Origin of the sequence: Pseudomonas fluorescens (genome assembly GCF_902497895.1) — a bacterium.
GTDB lineage: Bacteria > Pseudomonadota > Gammaproteobacteria > Pseudomonadales > Pseudomonadaceae > Aquipseudomonas > Aquipseudomonas fluorescens_BP.
Window position 1 is genome coordinate 1 of record NZ_CABVHQ010000036.1, and the last position, 16,662, is coordinate 16,662.

General features: G+C 58.3%; 14 protein-coding genes. 3 read left to right on the forward strand and 11 right to left on the reverse strand.

The window, feature by feature from the left end; translation table 11 throughout:
- From F8N21_RS18240 to F8N21_RS18250, 3 genes are all read right to left on the reverse strand, one after another.
- The coding region (locus F8N21_RS18240) for a cation:dicarboxylate symporter family transporter (RefSeq protein ID WP_150643443.1) at nucleotides 1–311 on the reverse strand (311 nt) is incomplete at its 3' end.
- Nucleotides 312–1,225: 914 nt separating this feature from the next.
- Nucleotides 1,226–1,390, reverse strand: a complete 165-nt coding sequence (locus F8N21_RS18245; RefSeq protein ID WP_003177151.1) for a DUF1328 domain-containing protein — start codon at nucleotides 1,388–1,390, stop codon at nucleotides 1,226–1,228.
- Between the two features lie 87 nt (nucleotides 1,391–1,477).
- Nucleotides 1,478–1,765 carry a hypothetical protein gene (locus tag F8N21_RS18250; RefSeq protein ID WP_150643444.1) on the reverse strand — a complete coding sequence of 96 codons (288 nt, stop codon included), beginning with the start codon at nucleotides 1,763–1,765 and terminating at the stop codon, nucleotides 1,478–1,480.
- Nucleotides 1,766–2,211: 446 nt separating this feature from the next.
- On the opposite strand from F8N21_RS18250, the gene algB reads away from it, so the two are divergent.
- Nucleotides 2,212–3,558, forward strand: a complete 1,347-nt coding sequence (algB, locus tag F8N21_RS18255; protein WP_150643445.1) for a sigma-54-dependent response regulator transcription factor AlgB — start codon at nucleotides 2,212–2,214, stop codon at nucleotides 3,556–3,558.
- Nucleotides 3,559–3,568: 10 nt separating this feature from the next.
- Nucleotides 3,569–5,347, forward strand: coding sequence for an ATP-binding protein (locus F8N21_RS18260; RefSeq protein WP_150643446.1), 1,779 nt, complete (start codon nucleotides 3,569–3,571; stop codon nucleotides 5,345–5,347).
- 15 nt (nucleotides 5,348–5,362) lie between these two features.
- On the opposite strand, the gene F8N21_RS18265 is transcribed toward F8N21_RS18260, so the two are convergent.
- The 7 genes from F8N21_RS18265 to F8N21_RS18295 form a co-directional block, all read right to left on the reverse strand.
- Nucleotides 5,363–6,982, reverse strand: coding sequence for an EAL domain-containing protein (locus F8N21_RS18265; RefSeq protein WP_150643447.1), 1,620 nt, complete (start codon nucleotides 6,980–6,982; stop codon nucleotides 5,363–5,365).
- A gap of 73 nt (nucleotides 6,983–7,055) precedes the next feature.
- A complete protein-coding gene (locus F8N21_RS18270) occupies nucleotides 7,056–7,835 on the reverse strand; it encodes an N-acetylmuramoyl-L-alanine amidase (protein ID WP_150643448.1) in 780 nt (259 codons plus the stop codon).
- 91 nt (nucleotides 7,836–7,926) lie between these two features.
- A complete protein-coding gene (locus tag F8N21_RS18275) occupies nucleotides 7,927–10,074 on the reverse strand; it encodes a diguanylate cyclase (protein ID WP_150643449.1) in 2,148 nt (715 codons plus the stop codon).
- Nucleotides 10,075–10,950, reverse strand: coding sequence for an endonuclease/exonuclease/phosphatase family protein (locus F8N21_RS18280; RefSeq protein ID WP_150643450.1), 876 nt, complete (start codon nucleotides 10,948–10,950; stop codon nucleotides 10,075–10,077).
- A gap of 14 nt (nucleotides 10,951–10,964) precedes the next feature.
- Entirely contained in the window at nucleotides 10,965–11,612 is a 648-nt protein-coding gene (locus F8N21_RS18285; RefSeq protein WP_150643451.1) for a thiol:disulfide interchange protein DsbA/DsbL, read from the reverse strand.
- A gap of 200 nt (nucleotides 11,613–11,812) precedes the next feature.
- On the reverse strand, nucleotides 11,813–12,418 hold the full coding sequence (locus tag F8N21_RS18290) for a c-type cytochrome (RefSeq protein WP_150643452.1): 606 nt from the start codon (nucleotides 12,416–12,418) through the stop codon (nucleotides 11,813–11,815).
- A 46-nt stretch (nucleotides 12,419–12,464) separates the two neighbouring features.
- Nucleotides 12,465–12,755 (reverse strand): c-type cytochrome, encoded by a 291-nt coding sequence (locus F8N21_RS18295; RefSeq protein WP_150643453.1) that lies wholly within the window; start codon nucleotides 12,753–12,755, stop codon nucleotides 12,465–12,467.
- A gap of 191 nt (nucleotides 12,756–12,946) precedes the next feature.
- On the opposite strand from F8N21_RS18295, the gene yihA reads away from it, so the two are divergent.
- On the forward strand, nucleotides 12,947–13,588 hold the full coding sequence (gene yihA, locus F8N21_RS18300; RefSeq protein ID WP_150643454.1) for a ribosome biogenesis GTP-binding protein YihA/YsxC: 642 nt from the start codon (nucleotides 12,947–12,949) through the stop codon (nucleotides 13,586–13,588).
- Nucleotides 13,589–13,885: 297 nt separating this feature from the next.
- Here yihA and polA read toward each other — a convergent pair whose 3' ends face one another.
- On the reverse strand, nucleotides 13,886–16,657 hold the full coding sequence (gene polA / locus F8N21_RS18305) for a DNA polymerase I (RefSeq protein ID WP_150643455.1): 2,772 nt from the start codon (nucleotides 16,655–16,657) through the stop codon (nucleotides 13,886–13,888).
- Nucleotides 16,658–16,662: the final 5 nt, after the last annotated feature.

Here is a 16,662-nt window from a genome sequence, read left to right on the forward strand (position 1 = left end):
TTGGCCAACACCAGGCCGACAACGATAGCGATGGTAGTCACCACTTCGAAGTAAAGAATGGTCTTGAGACCAATGCTCCCGAGTTTCTTCGCATCCCCCACGCCAGCAATGCCGACAATCAGCGACGAGACCACGATCGGGATCACAATCATCTTGATCAGACGGATAAAGATATCGCCCGCTGGTTGCAGGACGTTGCTGATCCACCAGGCTTTTTCGGCACTGAAATGGTTGAGCAGCGCCCCAATTGCAATCCCCAATACCAGACCGATCAGGATCTGCCAGGCGAGGCTTAGTTTTGCCTTCTTCATATCATTACCCTTATTTTTCAAGTGGACTCGGGAAGATGCATAAACTGGAACGCGCAAACGCGAAAGAGTCGATGCATCTGCCCCCGTATAAGGTCACCGCGAGCGAGCATTTACGGCTCTTCGGCAGGCGAAAAAAGGCGCAACTATTCCGATGCAAGAGGGGCGCGTCTAATGCCGTAAACGCCTACCCTATGCCGAATCGGCATGAGATCCCCAAAACAAGACTATCGTCCCAACTGGTTCGAATACGACATATCGGCAGGCATAAGTACCGTGAACCGGCCATCGCAGAGGAAATCAGGGATTTATTGAGGGTATGAATTACGACGAAAATCAGGGAAATAACCTGCAGCGAAAGACGAAAGTGACGTTGGAATTAGCCCAAGGTTTCTCGATGTACGGTCGCGATGAAACACCGAGAAACGGTTGAGAGGGATAATGGAGAAATTTTCACAGGATAGGATATGAGGATCGAGGGGACTGCTCTAGGTCAAGGCTTTGCGTTTTTCAAACACGCCGCAAGCCCGCCCAGCCATGAGTGGCTTGCGAGCTTGCAGCGCATTTCCTGACCCGGCCCTTGCGGAGGCACCCCATGTACCCCTAGGTCACTCCGATCTGCATCGATCAGAACGTCCCGGCCCCTTGGTCATGCGCCTGCCTTCCTCGGGTGGCGCAAAAGAAAGAAGGAAATGTTCCGACTTCTTTCTCGAATTGAACTCAGTACCAGCCTTCAGCTGGTCTTTGCGCCAGACCTGTATGCCATCGTTCGGCTTGCCGATGACGCGATACCTGGCCTGGCGTGTCGGCGATTAGTCAGTGGGAAACCCGTGCCTGACTGTCGTTGGCAGCCATCGCCATGGCACTACCGCCCGGAAAGAGGGCGGCTGCCAATGTCTTTAGCGAAACGCTCATGTTCAGCCTCGGCCACGACGGCCAAAGAAGAAGGAAGCAATAAACATCACCAGGAACACGACAAAGAGAATCTTGGCGATACCCGTGGCGGTGCCCGCGATACCACCGAAGCCCAATACCGCGGCGATGATGGCAATGATCAAGAAGGTGATTGCCCAGCTCAACATGGTGATTCTCCTTACGCATCTAATTAAAGGTGTTGCGTTTACTTCTAGCGATTCCCGGCGCCGATCAATGCGCGCCAAGTTCTGGTTCTAAAACACCCAGCGTTCCTGAGGAGGCGACTCGGTCACGGGTTGTGCCTGGTCAACATCCATCAGGTGCAGGGGGGCGGAATCAGCAAACTGACTGCTGACTGCGCTGAAATGGGTTTGCGTGGTGTGCGGGGTCGACAGGCGTGGCGCCACTTCTTGCTGGCTCTGATCCCAGCATTGGAACTGCTGACCACCCATCAGCGTGAGGAGCAGTGCCAGACTGGCAAACAGCCCTTGCTGCAGATGCAGAGGCGAGATAGGCAATTGGGCGAGACGTTGGCGAATCATCCTGAAGCTCCTCCCACACGGGTTGTCGTTCGAGGGCACTTCTTAAAAGTTAAAAGCGCCTTGGGTGACTCTGACTTGCAGCCCGCATGCCAGCTTTTGTTTTGAAAAAAACCTATTAAATTCAATTGGTTATGACTTAATGAAAAACACTTTCAAACGCATCTTGCACGATGGTGTCCCGTGCGTCGTGCGTCGTGCGTATTGCACGATCTATGCCGAGGAAATCGAAAAATTTTTGGAGACAACGGAGTTCGTGGCTGTCACAAGGGAGAGTGTGAGCGCGTTGAATTCTTGGCTTTCTTTTAAAAAGCCAACTGAATCATAGGGTTAGTATTATCTTGAATAGATAGCTAACCGGGACTCTGCGGATTGGATCAAGATTGACCATGCAACTTGCCCGATTTTTCCGGGACTAAATTAAGATCATTCATTAAGGAGCGCAGGAAATGGAATCAGCCACGGACCATCAGGGGCGTATTCTTCTAGTGGATGATGAGTCCGCTATCCTGCGCACCTTCCGCTACTGCCTGGAAGACGAAGGCTATACCGTGGCTACCGCCAACAGCGCGGCTCAAGCAGATGCGTTGTTGCAACGCCAGGTATTCGACCTGTGCTTCCTCGACCTGCGCCTGGGCGAAGACAATGGCCTCGATGTGCTGGCACAGATGCGTATTCAGGCGCCCTGGATGCGGGTGGTGATCGTCACTGCCCACTCCGCCGTGGATACCGCCGTCGATGCGATCCAGGCGGGGGCCGCGGATTATCTGGTCAAGCCTTGCAGCCCGGACCAACTGCGCCTCGCCACGGCCAAGCAACTGGAAGTGCGTCAGCTCTCGGCGCGGCTGGAGGCGCTCGAAGGCGAAGTACGCAAACCCAAGGACGGCCTGGACTCCCACAGCCCGGCGATGAAAGTGGTGCTGGAAACCGCACGCCAGGTTGCCGGTACCGATGCCAATATTCTGATCCTCGGCGAGTCCGGTACGGGTAAAGGTGAACTATCCCAAGCCATTCATGGCTGGAGCAAGCGCGCGAAGAAATCTTGTGTCACCATAAACTGTCCATCGCTGAGCGCCGAGCTGATGGAAAGCGAGATGTTCGGCCACAGCCGCGGGGCCTTCACCGGTGCCAGCGAAAGCACGCTGGGTCGGGTCAACCAGGCTGATGGCGGGACTCTGTTTCTCGATGAAATCGGTGACTTTCCCCTGGCCTTGCAACCCAAGCTGTTGCGCTTCATTCAGGACAAGGAGTACGAACGGGTCGGCGACCCGGTGACTCGTCGAGCCGATGTACGGATCCTTGCCGCCACCAACCTGAACCTCGAAGACATGGTCCGCGTGGGGCGCTTCCGTGAAGACTTGCTCTATCGGTTGAATGTCATCACCTTGCACCTGCCGCCTCTGCGCGAGCGCAGTGAGGATATTCTGACCCTGGCGGATCGCTTCCTGGCACGCTTCGTCAAGGAATACGCACGGCCGGCTCGCGGTTTCAGTGATCAAGCCCGTGAAGCGTTACTCAACTATCGCTGGCCGGGCAACATCCGCGAACTGCGTAACGTGGTCGAGCGCGCGAGCATCATCTGCCCACAGGAGCGGGTAGAAATCAGCCATTTGGGCATGGCTGAACAGCCAACCAACAACGCTCCGCGAATCGGTGCAGCGTTAAGCCTGGACGAGCTGGAAAAAGCCCATATCGGTGCGGTGCTGGCCACCAGTGACACCCTTGATCAAGCCGCCAAGACGCTCGGCATCGATGCCTCGACGTTGTACCGAAAACGCAAACAGTACAACTTATGAGCGGCGCCCAATGAAGCTGCGTACTCGGCTGTTTCTGAGTATTTCGGCGCTGATCACCGTCGCTTTGCTCGGGCTGCTGCTCGGGCTCGTCGGCGTCATGCAGATGGCCAATACCCAGGAGTCGATGATCCGCAGCAACTTCATCAGCCTCGATCTAGGGCTGAAGCTGCGACAGACCCTGGGCGATCAGTTTATGTTCATGCTGAACGAGAAGCCTGACCCGGCAGCGTTGGAGGCGTCCAGGCAGCAGTACTTCGAGTTGCTCGATCAAGGCATTCAACACGAGCAGGGCATGGATGATCAGCATCAGGGCTTTACCCAGGCCCGAGCAGACTTTCTGAGCTTTCTCGACGAGTTCGATCGCGCCAAGGCACAGTTGCAAAACCTGAGTGAAAACCCGAGTCTGAGCGAAAAATTCAATGTGTTGCGCAATGGCTTGATCGCCCAACACAAGCGAGCACTGGACAACATCTATCAAACCCAACTCCAGGCAAGAGAACGTGCGCTGCTGATCAGCGGATTGCTTGGGCTGGTGGGGCTGGCGGTGCTGATCATCGGCTTTATCACCGCCCACGGGATCGCCCAACGCTTCGGCGCGCCCATCGAGGCGCTGGCCAAGGCCGCGGACAATATCGGCCAGGGCAATTTCGAGGTGACGCTGCCGATTTCCTCGGCGGCGGAAATGAATCTGCTGACCCGGCGCTTCGGGATCATGGCCGAAGCCCTGCGTCAGCATCAGGCGACCAATGTCGATGAGTTGCTCGCGGGTCAGCAACGTTTACAGGCAGTGCTCGACAGCATCGACGACGGCCTGCTGATGATTGACCGACAAGGGCGTCTGGAGCATCTCAACCCGGTGGCGCAACGACAATTGGGTTGGGACGAGGAACGACTGGGTCAGGGCTTGGGCACGGCACTTGAACGTCCAGAGCTTGATGACGAGTTGCAACTGGTGCTGCGCGGCGGCAGTCTGGAACGGGCACCGGAGGATTTGAGCATCGAGGTGGATGGCGAGTCGCGGCTGCTGACTTACAGCCTGACACCGGTCAGTCATACCCAGGGGCACATCCTCGGTGCGGTGATGGTGCTGCACGACGTCACCGAGCAGCGCACCTTCGAACGGGTCCGCAGTGAGTTCGTGTTACGTGCCTCTCATGAACTGCGCACACCGGTCACCGGGATGCACATGGCCTTTGGTCTGCTGCAGGAACGAGTGCATTTTGCCGACGACTCTCGCGAGGCTGACCTGCTTAACACCGTTAATGAAGAAATGCAGCGTTTGATGCAGTTGATCAACGACCTGTTGAACTTCTCGCGCTATCAGAACGGACTGCAAAAGCTCACGCTTGCACCCTGCCCCATTATCGATCTGCTTGATCAGGCCCAAGGTCGTTTCGCTGAGCAAGCCAGCGTGCAAGGCATCGATTTGCGGGTGGAAGTGCAATCACCACTGCCCTGGCTGCAAGCTGACCAGGCACAGCTCGAGCGGGTGCTGGATAACCTGATTGGCAATGCGCTGCGCCATACTGGCCGGGACGGGCAGATCCGATTGCAGGCCCGTCGACACGGCGAGCGGGTGATTATCAGCGTCGAGGACAACGGCGAAGGCATCGCTTACGGCCAACAAGGGCGGATTTTCGAGCCTTTCGTACAGGTCGGGCGCAAGAAGGGCGGCGCCGGTCTGGGTCTGGCATTGTGCAAGGAAATCGTGCAACTGCACGGTGGGCGCATGGGCGTCTACTCACGACCGGGGCAAGGCACGCAGTTTTATATGACGCTGCCGTTATAGGCACTCGGCGTGCAATCAGGCTTCGTCATCCAGGCGCCGCGACGCCATTCGGCGACCCCGGGTGATCAACTCGGTGAACTGCACGGCACTCAAGGCATGGGCAAACAGCCAGCCCTGCCCGAAGTTCACTCCCTCGCTGCTCAGCAAAGAGGCTTGGGACTCATATTCGATCCCTTCGGCAATCACCTTGAGTTCCAGGGCATGCGCCATTCGAATGATATGCGGTGCGACGCCACTGCTCGCGGCATCGTGCCCCAGGGCATCAATAAAGGCTTTGTCGATTTTCAGACAGTCCACGGGCAGGGTTTGCAGGTAGGCCAGGCTGCAATAGCCAGTACCAAAATCATCGATCAGTACTTGATGGCCAACATCGCGCAACGCCTGCAGGTTGTCCCGGGCGATGTCCACGTCGATCAGCCCACGCTCGGTCACTTCAAAGGCAATCTGTCGCGCCGCCACCCGATGCAGGGCCAGCAAGCGGGCCATGACCTGCCCGACACGAGGCACCATCACATCGCAGGCCGCCAGGTTGACTGAAATGTACAGCTGCGGATTGGACCGCAACAGCTGACCCAATTGTTCCAGCAGGCGCTGCAATACAAAGTCGGTGATCTGGCGTATCTGTCCGGTGTTTTCCGCCAGGGGGATAAACAGGTCCGGGCTGGTCAAGGTACCGTCCGGCCGACGCCAGCGCAGCAGGGCTTCAGCTCCGACACATTGCCGGTTGCGCAGATCGAAAATGGGTTGATACAAGACCTGTAACTCGCCACGACGCAAGGCTCCCTGCAACTCGCCGCCCAGTGATTGACGCTGACGAGCCAGCTGCAGGACCAACCATCCGATCAAGATCGCCAACAACAGACTGATCGGTAACAACCAGCGCCAGGCTCCGGTCATTCCCACCTGCAGGCTGGTGCGTGGAGCAATGAGTACCAGCTGGTATTCCGGGTTGTTGGTCGGCATATGGTAAATCAGCCGATCCTTCGTCACCTGTAGCGCATCAGTATTGGCCACAGGCCAGAGTTGGGTCGGTGGCCAGGGTTGCGCGGAGCCCAGCACCGGGATTGCCCTCGTGCCATGGTCGAGCACTACCAGCAAGCTGCTGCCAGGCGACAGGTCAACCATATCGGTCAGATGACCACGGGAAGTCGCGACACGAAAATTGCCGCGTCCGAGCATCAATGCCGCACGGTTTTCATTGGGTTCCGTCGAGGTGTTCAGCCAATAGCTGTAGGTGGGTCCGGTGATGTCCGGGGTCCGTGCGGCAGAGAGGCCGCCTTGGCGCGGGCGATTTGAGCAGGACTGTGTGTCGTCGATGTAGGCCGCTTCATAAACGAAGCGGTAACTGAAGCTGACCTGCTGCAAGATCGCGATCATTTCGGCGCTGCAGCCTCGCAACGGTTGGCCTTCCAATTCATCAAGGCCTTCTCGCAATTGGCCAAACAGTTGTTCCAGGCGCTCGAGAAAGCGCTCTCCCTGAGCATTCATCTGCTGGCTTTCGCGTTGCTGAACCTGATGCAGGGCCACACCCAGACTGCCCATCAGGAGCAAGGCAGCGCTCAGCACAGCAGCCAGCATCGCCAGCAACCAGGGGCGGTAGAACCAACTACGTATGGCCTCTCGAGCGGCTGGCATTGATTAAAGATCCAAAAGATTACCAATGAGTTATAGCAACTGATTGAGAAATAGCCCGGACCGCCCGGCGGCGTCAATATTTTGTCTGGTTGAGCACCTGGAGAATCGCCGCACTTTGCGCGTCCGGCACTCCGTCGTAACGTGCGGGGCGATAGTGCATCTGGAAGGCTGCCAGGACATTACGAGTGTCCTCATCGAGTTCTCCGGTCTGAGGCGTGGCGTAACCCAGGCGGGCCAGTTGGCCCTGGAACCAGCCGATGCTCGGCAACTGCGCCGCGAACAGTGCTTGCTGGCGAGCCACGGCTTGAGCGTCGGGCCAGATACCCAGCCCTTCGTCGGCCAGGCGCTTCCAGGGAAACAGCGGGCCGGGGTCGAGTTTACGCATGGGGGCGATGTCGCTATGCCCGATGATATGGCGTGGGTTCATGTTGTAACGCTTGCTGATGTCCTTTAGCAGAACGATCAACGACTCGATCTGGCCTTCGGTGTAGGGATACCAGACACGACCGGTGGGGGTGTCGAGAAAGCCCGGATTGACGATTTCGATCCCGATGGAGCTGGAGTTCAGCCAGGTCCGGCCGAGCCATTCACTTTCTCCGGCGTGCCAGGCCCGGAGGCTTTCATCCATTAGCTTGAAGATGGTCGGCGGGTTGACGCCAATCAGGTAATGGCTGCTGACTTCGCCATGGGTCAACAAAGCCAGCGAATCCTCCTGCGAAGCAGAGGTGTAATGGAGCACCACGAACTGAATGCGGCTATCGTGGTTGACCGAAACATGACTGGTGTCGATCCTGGGACCGCTGGTGCAGCCGGCCAATACAAGAAGCGACAGGACGAGAGCAAAAATTTTCATGGAAGAGCAGTACGCTGCAGACAGTAATGCAACAGTGTAACGTACAGCCATTCGCAGAACCGGCAGAAAAACAAAATGGAACAATTGGCGATCAGTCCAGTACCACGCTGTTGCGGCCCGCAGCTTTGGCTCGGTACAGCCCCAGATCGGCTCTTTTGAGCACCAGGTCACTGTGTTCACCTGGCTTGAATGCCGTCATGCCCATGGAGACGGTTATCGTTACCCGCTCCCCTTTAAAGTGAAACGGGCACGCCTCGATGGCCACCCTGAGGCTTTCCGCCAGTTTTGCTCCGACCGCTAATGGCGTGTCGGGAACCAACAATACAAACTCCTCGCCACCAAACCGGGCAATGAAGTCCGAGCCGCGAAGACGCTTGCGCAGGACTCCGGCAATGAGTTTCAGGACCTTGTCGCCGGCCAGATGACCGTAGTTATCGTTGATGCGCTTGAAGTGGTCGAGGTCGAGTATGGCCAATAGCAGCGGGTTACCGTGTTGCTGCCATTGAGCGACCTCGTGATCCAGTCGCTCACTCCAGGCCGCGCGGTTCGGCAGACCGGTCAGCGGATCGATCAGCGCCTTTTGCCGTTGTTCTTCAAGGTGCTCGCGATAGCCCTGGGCTTCCTGCTCCACACTCGCCACGCGCTCGGCCAGTCCTTGCAGGCGCTCGGCAACTTCCTGCTCACGCTGATCACGTTGCTTGCGGTGCTGATCCATAGTGCCGAGCAGACCTTCAAGATGGTTCTCCAGCACATGTTTGAGGCCATCCAGATCCGCCGCCTCTTGCACGCTGCTTTGCAGGCCGTCGACCTGTTCGCGTATCTGGGTATCCATTTCACGCGCCGCTGAACGACTGTCGGCATGGCCGTCACTGGCGGCTTGCAGGTTGCTCTGGAAGGACTCGAGACGTTCATTGAGTTGTTTGAGGTAAGCCTCGAACTCATGTTGGCCGCTATCGGTAATTGCCAGCATCAAGACCGCTAGATCGTCGAGAATCGGTAGCAGTTCGTACCAGTTCAAGCCATTTTGCAACCGAAGGCGCATGGACTCGGCTTGTGGCTTGTGACGCTCGGGCAGGCTCAGCTCGTCGAGCAGGCCGACCAGGGTATCTTCGATGTGCCTGGCCACTGAGCTGTAGGACGGCTCCGGCGAATCAGGCAGCGCGTAGCAGGTAACGGCTTGAGCAGCCTCTGGATCATCAACAGCCACCGGCGCCATGATCGACGACAACCTCAGGTCGTCGAGTAACTCCGGTGTTTGGTGACCGGCATCGTCGGCGGCAGGCAGCGGCTCATCAGGGTTGATAAGCGTTTGAACAGCTTCAGTACTGGCTGCCTGGGCGGGCTGTGGCGGCGCGGTGGAGTCGATCTGCGGCGGTTCCTGAACCGCTATCGGCGGCGCCGTGTTTGGCACTGGCGAGTCCAGCACTGGCGGGACAAAAGCCAGCACCCCGGGGTTTGGCGCGCTGTCGCCCGGTTCTGCAGCTGAAGTCCATTCGAGCCCTGAAGCCAGCGATACGGGGGGCTCTGCGGCAGGAGACGGCACTGCCTGAGCAATTGCCACGGCGGCGGGTGCAGCAGCAATCGGCCGAGAATGCTCGCGTTCAGGTTCGGCCGGAGCCAGCGCGCGGGCAGCGGGAGCTCGAAGGGGCATCTGGGGTTGCTGGCCTGGCGGCGCTATCAAACCATTGCCAGACCCGGATGGACCGTCAGCCGTTTCCCTCCCCCCAAACAACCGTTGCAGCAAACCCGGACGACTGGCCTCTGCCGGGTTCTCCCGCAAGCTCAGCACCTGACCTTGCAAGCCACTGAGCTCTGCGAGCAGCAAGGGGATTTCGCGGGCCTGGCCGACGCGGCTATCCAGTCGTTTGGCAAAATTCTTGAGCGGTCGACTTACCTCTCGAGGCAGCGGCAAGGCTTGCAGCTGAGTGACCAGGGCGGTCAGCGCAGAGCCGATTTGCTCAATGCGGGTTTCCCGGCGCTGCTCGGAGTCGAGTACGGCTTTTTCCAGGCGCGGCAGTAACGCCGCCAGCCCTGCATCCATGTCGTCGGTACGAATGATTTCGCGCATTTCCTTCATGCACAGGTCAACGGCCCGGTCGGTGCCCTCCGCTGCCAGCGTACTGCGGACCAGACCGCGACGAAGCAAATCGAGACGGGCATCCCAGCGACGCTCGAGCTTTTCCTGGTGTTCAATGCTCTTGAGGTACTTTTCTTTCCAGCGCTGGGCTTCGTCGCTCATTCAAGGGATCCGCGAGGGGTCAGGACTCAATGCGGGCAATGCATCAGCCGTGAGCGAACCCGGCAGACGAATCTCTACCGCGACCGGCAGGTGATCGGAAATGGGTTGGGCCAGCACCTCGACTCGTTCAAGGGTCAGGCTGGGGCTGAGCAGAATATGGTCGAGGCAGCGTTGCGGACGCCAGCTGGGGAACGTTGCCTCAAGCTGGGGCGCCAACAGGCCAAGATCGCGCAAGGGAGAGCTTTGCAGCAAATCGCTGGCGTGGGTGTTCATGTCACCCATCAATATCTGGTGCCGGTAGCCACCAATCAACTCGCGGATGTAGGCCAGTTGCAGGGTTCGGGCACGAGCGCCCAACGCCAGATGCATCATGACCACGACCAGCGCTTCCGGTCCCTCGCCAAAGCGTACCAGGATCGCCCCACGGCCTTTCGGACCGGGTAATGGATGATCTTCGATGGCCCACGGACGCAAGCGGCTGAGCACGCCATTGCTGTGCTGGCCCAGGCGACCGAGATTACGGTTGAGCTGTTGATACCAGTAGGGGAAGGCGCCCAGCTGGGCCAGGTGTTCGACCTGATTGACGTAGCCTGACCGCAGGCTGCCGCCATCGGCTTCCTGCAAGGCGACCAGGTCGAAGTCGCCCAGCAGGTTGCCAATCTTTTGCAGGTTGTCGGCACGCCCGGTGTGCGGCAGCAGATGCTGCCAGCCCCGGGTCAGATAATGCCGATAGCGCTCGGTACTGATGCCAACCTGAATATTAAAGCTGAGCAGACGCAGACGACTGTCTGCGGGCAGGCCAGTCGATTCCAGATGATGCTCGTTGACCCGCGGTTCATGCAGGCCAACGATGCGTTCAGTACCCCAGCGGCGCATGGCGAGTGCCGCGCTTAGTTGGCAACAGCCTTGGGTGCCGCGCGTTCCTTGGCGATCAATTGATCAGCCACACTCAACGCACCCTCAGGGCCACCGGCAGTGCCCAGGTCAAAGCGGTATTTGCCGTTGACGATCATGGTCGGTACACCGGTGATCTGATAGGCCTGAGCCTTCTTCTTGGCATCTTCAACCTTGCCTTTGACGGCGAAGGAATTGTAGGTGCTCAGGAATTTATCCTTGTCGACGCCTTCGGTTGCCAGGAATTCGGCCATTTCTTCCGGAGTCGCGAGCTTCTTGCCACCGTGGACGGCTTCGAATACGGCCTTGTGAACCTTTTGTTCCGCACCCATGGCTTCCAGGGTGATGAACATTTGGCCGTGAACGTTCCAGATTCCGCCGAACATGGCCGGGATGCGCACGAAGTTCACATCGGCAGGCAGTTTTTCAACCCAGGGATTGATGGTTGGCTCGAACGCGTAGCAATGCGGGCAGCCGTACCAGAACAGCTCCACTACTTCGATCTTGCCAGGTACGGCAACCGGCACGGTGCTGCTCAGCTCGACATATTGTTTACCGGCTTCAAGCGGCTCGTTGGCAGCTTGGGCGGCCATGCCGAACAGGCTGGCGCTGACGAGCGCGGCGCTGAGAATCAGATTACGCATGCTTTACTCCTGGACAAATAAGGTCGCCTCGCGTGACCTGAAATCAGACAGGTCCGGATGGGCTTGAGTTCGCTAGTGTAACGGTAGCCGCCATAAAAAAGGGCGGCCTGAGCCACCCTTTTATGTTCGCATCAACGGATTAATAGATCGTTAACGTTGCGAAAAATGCAGACCCTGGCGCAACGCCGATCGATCAGCCCTTAGTGCAGGCCCTGGATGTAGCTGGACACCGCTTCAATGTCCTTGTTGCTCAGCTTGGCCGCGATGCCTTGCATGATCTTCGTGTCGCCGTCGTTGGTACGAGCGCCTTCACGGAAGTCGGTCAATTGCTTGGCGATGTACTGGGCATGCTGACCGCCCAGATGCGGGAAGCCTGCAGCAGCGAGGCCCGCACCGTTCGGCGAATGGCAGCCGGTGCATGAAGGCATGCCTTGATCCAGCTTGCCGCCACGGAACAACTCTTCACCGCGAGCCACAACCTTTGGATCGGCGGCGCCAACACTGCCCTTCTGGCTGGCGAAGTACGCGGAGATGTCGGCCAGATCCTGATCACTCAGGTTGGTCAACAGGCCGGTCATCTCCAGGACGGTGCGCTTGCCGGACTTGATGTCTTGCAGTTGCTTGTTCAGGTAACGCTCGCCCTGACCCGCCAGTTTCGGAAAGTTTGGCGCCATGCTGTTGCCATCCGGGCCATGACAGGCGCCACATACTGCGGCTTTCGCCTGACCAGCAGTAGCATCGCCTGCAGCATTGGCTATGCCGGAGATCCCCAGGGTCAACAGCAGACTCACGATCAATTTGTTCATCAGCTAATCCAACTACGGCTAAGGGTTAAAGAGTTATGGGCCGGGATCACTCGCTCATCCACTGGATGATTGCTCGGTAATCCTCGGCACTGCAGTCCGTGCACAAACCACGCGGCGGCATCGCCTTGAAACCCTGGGTTACGTGTTGCACCAGCGTCTCCATACCTTGCGCCAACCTCGGCGCCCAAGCTTCCTGATCGCCCTTTTGAGGCGCTGTGGGTAGTTGGCCGGAATGACAGGCTCCACAAACACGGTTGTACATAGCTTCCGGATCCTGTGTAGCCTGAGCGCTGTAAAGCGGCATCAAGACACCGGCAGCTAGCAGCCATTTCGTCATAAAACGACCTTTTCAGGGTTGAGAGCGTGGTGCGTTCTAATGCGCAATCAAGGTCAATCGCTCTCGTGAACCTCATCCTACGCTGGGACAAAGCGCACACAAAATCTGCGGCATTATATACTGGCGCTACTGAAACGGAAACGACACTGCTCGCCGCGTCCATTCTCGGCACCGCCCACATCGGATATCTCATGCAACTCAAGAACCCCATTCTCGGTCTGTGCCAACAGTCCACCTTCATGCTCAGCGCCGCCAAAGTCGACCAATGTCCGGACGACGAAGGCTTTGAAGTGGCCTTCGCCGGGCGTTCCAACGCCGGCAAGTCCAGCGCCCTGAACACCCTGACTCACGCCAGCCTGGCCCGAACCTCGAAGACTCCGGGCCGCACGCAACTGCTGAACTTCTTCAAGTTAGACGATGATCGTCGTTTGGTCGACCTGCCGGGTTATGGTTACGCCAAGGTGCCGATCCCGCTGAAATTGCACTGGCAGCGCCACCTGGAAGCTTATCTGGGCGGTCGCGAGAGCTTGAAAGGTTTGATTTTGATGATGGACATCCGTCATCCAATGACTGATTTCGATCTGCTGATGCTCGATTGGGCCGTCGCCAGCGGCATGCCAATGCACATTTTGCTGACCAAGGCCGACAAACTGACCTACGGCGCAGCGAAAAACACCCTGCTCAAGGTTCAGGCAGACATTCGCAAGGGTTGGGGCGACACCATTACCATTCAGCTGTTTTCGGCACCCAAGCGCATGGGCCTGGAAGACGCCTACACTGTATTGGCGGGCTGGATGGAGTTGGCTGATAAAGGCGCGCAAGCAGCGGAATAAGGAATCGCGGGCAAAAAAAACCCCGGACTTCGTATGGGGAGGAGAAGTTCGGGGTCCAAGCTCCGGACCGCTAGGGCGGGGTCCAGATATCTGCCAACACTTAACACAACATAGGAGCATCGAAATCGAAATGGGCTTCACCACCCACTCAGTAAATCTGAGTGGCGGTTCACGGGTTTAGTTCCGCGGGTTAAAAAAAAATATTGGCAATAAGGCCTGGAATTTCCCGAACTAATAGTTCTTAGCTGGTCTTTTGCTGCGTCACTATGCCGCAGCAAAAAGTCCCTTCAAGACACCTTAATGGGCCTCATCCCAGTTGTTTCCAACGCCAACTTCGACCAAAAGCGGTACATCGAGCGTTGCCGCAGCACTCATGTGACCACGGATTTCCTCGCCCACCTGGTCGACCAGGTCCTCGCGAACCTCTAATACCAGTTCATCGTGTACCTGCAGGATCACTCTGGCGTCCAGACCGGATGATGTCAGCCAATTGTCCACCGCGATCATCGCCTTTTTGATGATGTCCGCTGCCGTCCCCTGCATGGGTGCGTTGATCGCGGTGCGTTCGGCGCCTTTGCGCAGGGCCGGGTTTTTCGCATTGATCTCGGGCAGGTACAGGCGCCGGCCAAAAATGGTTTCGACGAAACCTTGTTCGGCGGCCTGGGCGCGGGTGCGCTCCATGTACTCGAGCACGCCTGGGTAACGGGCAAAATAGCGGTCGATATAAGCTTGGGATTGCTTGCGGTCGACGCCGATCTGCTTGGCCAGGCCGAACGCGCTCATGCCGTAGATCAGGCCGAAGTTGATCGCCTTGGCACTACGGCGCTGATCGTTGGTGACCTCGGTAAGCTCTACGCCGAACACCTCGGCGGCCGTTGCCTTGTGCACGTCCAGGTTGTGGCGGAAGGCATGCAACAAACCTTCGTCCTTGGCCAGGTGGGCCATGATGCGCAGTTCGATCTGCGAATAGTCGGCCGCCAGCAACTTGTAGCCTTTGGGGGCGACGAACGCCTGGCGAATCCGCCGACCTTCGGCGGTACGGATCGGAATGTTCTGCAGGTTCGGATCACTGGAAGACAGCCGCCCGGTCGCCGCTACCGCTTGATGGTAGGAGGTGTGAATGCGCCCGGTGCGCGGGTTGATCTGCTCCGGCAAGCGGTCGGTGTAGGTACTTTTCAGCTTGCTCAGGGAGCGGTATTGCATCAGCACTTTGGGCAGCGGGAAATCCTGCTCGGCCAGTTCCGCGAGCACGGCTTCAGCCGTCGATGCCTGGCCTTTGGCGGTCTTGCTGAGAATCGGCATGCCGAGCTTCTCATACAGGATCACTCCTAACTGCTTGGGCGAGCCGAGGTTGAACTCTTCACCGGCAATGGCAAAGGCTTCGCGTTCGAGGGCGACCAGTTTGTCGCCCAGTTCGACGCTCTGGATACCCAGCAGATTGGCATCGACCAAGGCGCCCTGGCGTTCGATCCTGGCTAATACCGGTACCAGTGGCATTTCGATCTCGGTCAGCACTTTGCCCAGGCTCGGAATCGCCGAGAGCTTTTCCTGCAAGGCCTGGTGCAAACGCAAGGTCACGTCGGCGTCTTCAGCGGCATAAGGCCCGGCCTGCTCCAGGGAGATCTGGTCGAAGGTCAGTTGTTTAACGCCTTTGCCCGCGATGTCCTGAAAGCTGGTGGTGGTGTGCCCCAGATACTTGTGCGCCAGGCTGTCCATGTCGTGACGGGTTGCCGTCGAGTCCAGGACATAGGATTCGAGCATGGTGTCGAAGGCGATGCCTTGCACCGAAATGCCGCAAGCCTGATCGCCATTCAGGGCGCAGTTGGCCAGGATGTTCATGTTGAATTTGGCGTGCTGGCTGACCTTGAGTTTGGCCGGGTCTTCAAGAATGGGTTTCAGCGCCCGCAGAACGGTATCGCGGTCGAGTTGCTCCGGCACACCCATGTAGGAATGGGTGAGCGGGATGTAAGCCGCTTCGTTCGCTTGTACGGCGAAAGACAGACCCACCAGTTGCGCCTGCTGCGCATCGCCGCCGGTAGTTTCGGTGTCGAAGGCGATCAGCCTGGCAGCGTTGAGCTTCTTCAGCCACAGGTCGAAGTCCGCCTGGGTGAGGAGGGTGCTGTACTTGAGTTCGGTATCGACGGCGGCTTCTTCGGCGACCGGAGCGGCGACTTCCTGGCCGGAACGCTTGGCGTCTCGCTGGTTCTCCTCGAACCAGCTCTTGAACTCCAGCAGGGTATAGAGCTCGGCGAGCTTGTCGTGATCCGGCGGACCCATTTTCAGGTCATCCAGACCGACATCCAGCGGTACGTCGATCTTGATGGTCGCCAGTCGATAGGAGAGGAATGCCATCTCCTTGTGCTCTTCGAGCTTGGCCGGCAGGGTTTTGGCGCCGCGGATCGGCAGGGTCGGGACGATATCGAGCTGAGCATACAGCTCGGTCAGGCCACCGTTTACCCCTACCAGCAAGCCGGAAGCAGTCTTGGGTCCTATACCCGGAACGCCCGGAATGTTGTCGGACGAATCGCCCATGAGGGCCAGATAATCGATGATCTGCTCGGGAGCGACGCCGAATTTCTCTTTCACTCCAGCCACATCCAGCGCGCTACCGGTCATGGTGTTGACCAGGGTAATGTGCCCGTCGACCAGTTGCGCCATGTCCTTGTCGCCCGTGGAGATCACCACCGGGCGGTCGGCGGCCGCGCTGCTGCGGGCCAGCGTACCGATTACATCGTCGGCCTCGACGCCTTCGACGCACAGCAGCGGGAAGCCCAGGGCGATCACGCTCGCATGCAGCGGGTCGATCTGCACCCGCATATCGTCGGGCATGCTCGGACGGTTGGCCTTGTATTCGGCGAACATCTCATCGCGAAAGGTCCCCCCCTTGGCGTCGAAGACCACTGCGAACGGGCTGTCCGGGTACTGCTTGCGCAGACTCTTGAGCATGTTCAGCACACCTTTGACGGCGCCGGTCGGCAGGCCTCTGGAGGTAGTCAGCGGTGGCAGCGCATGGAAGGCGCGGTACAGGTAAGAAGAACCGTCCACCAGGACGAGGGGGGCTTGGCTCATGCAGG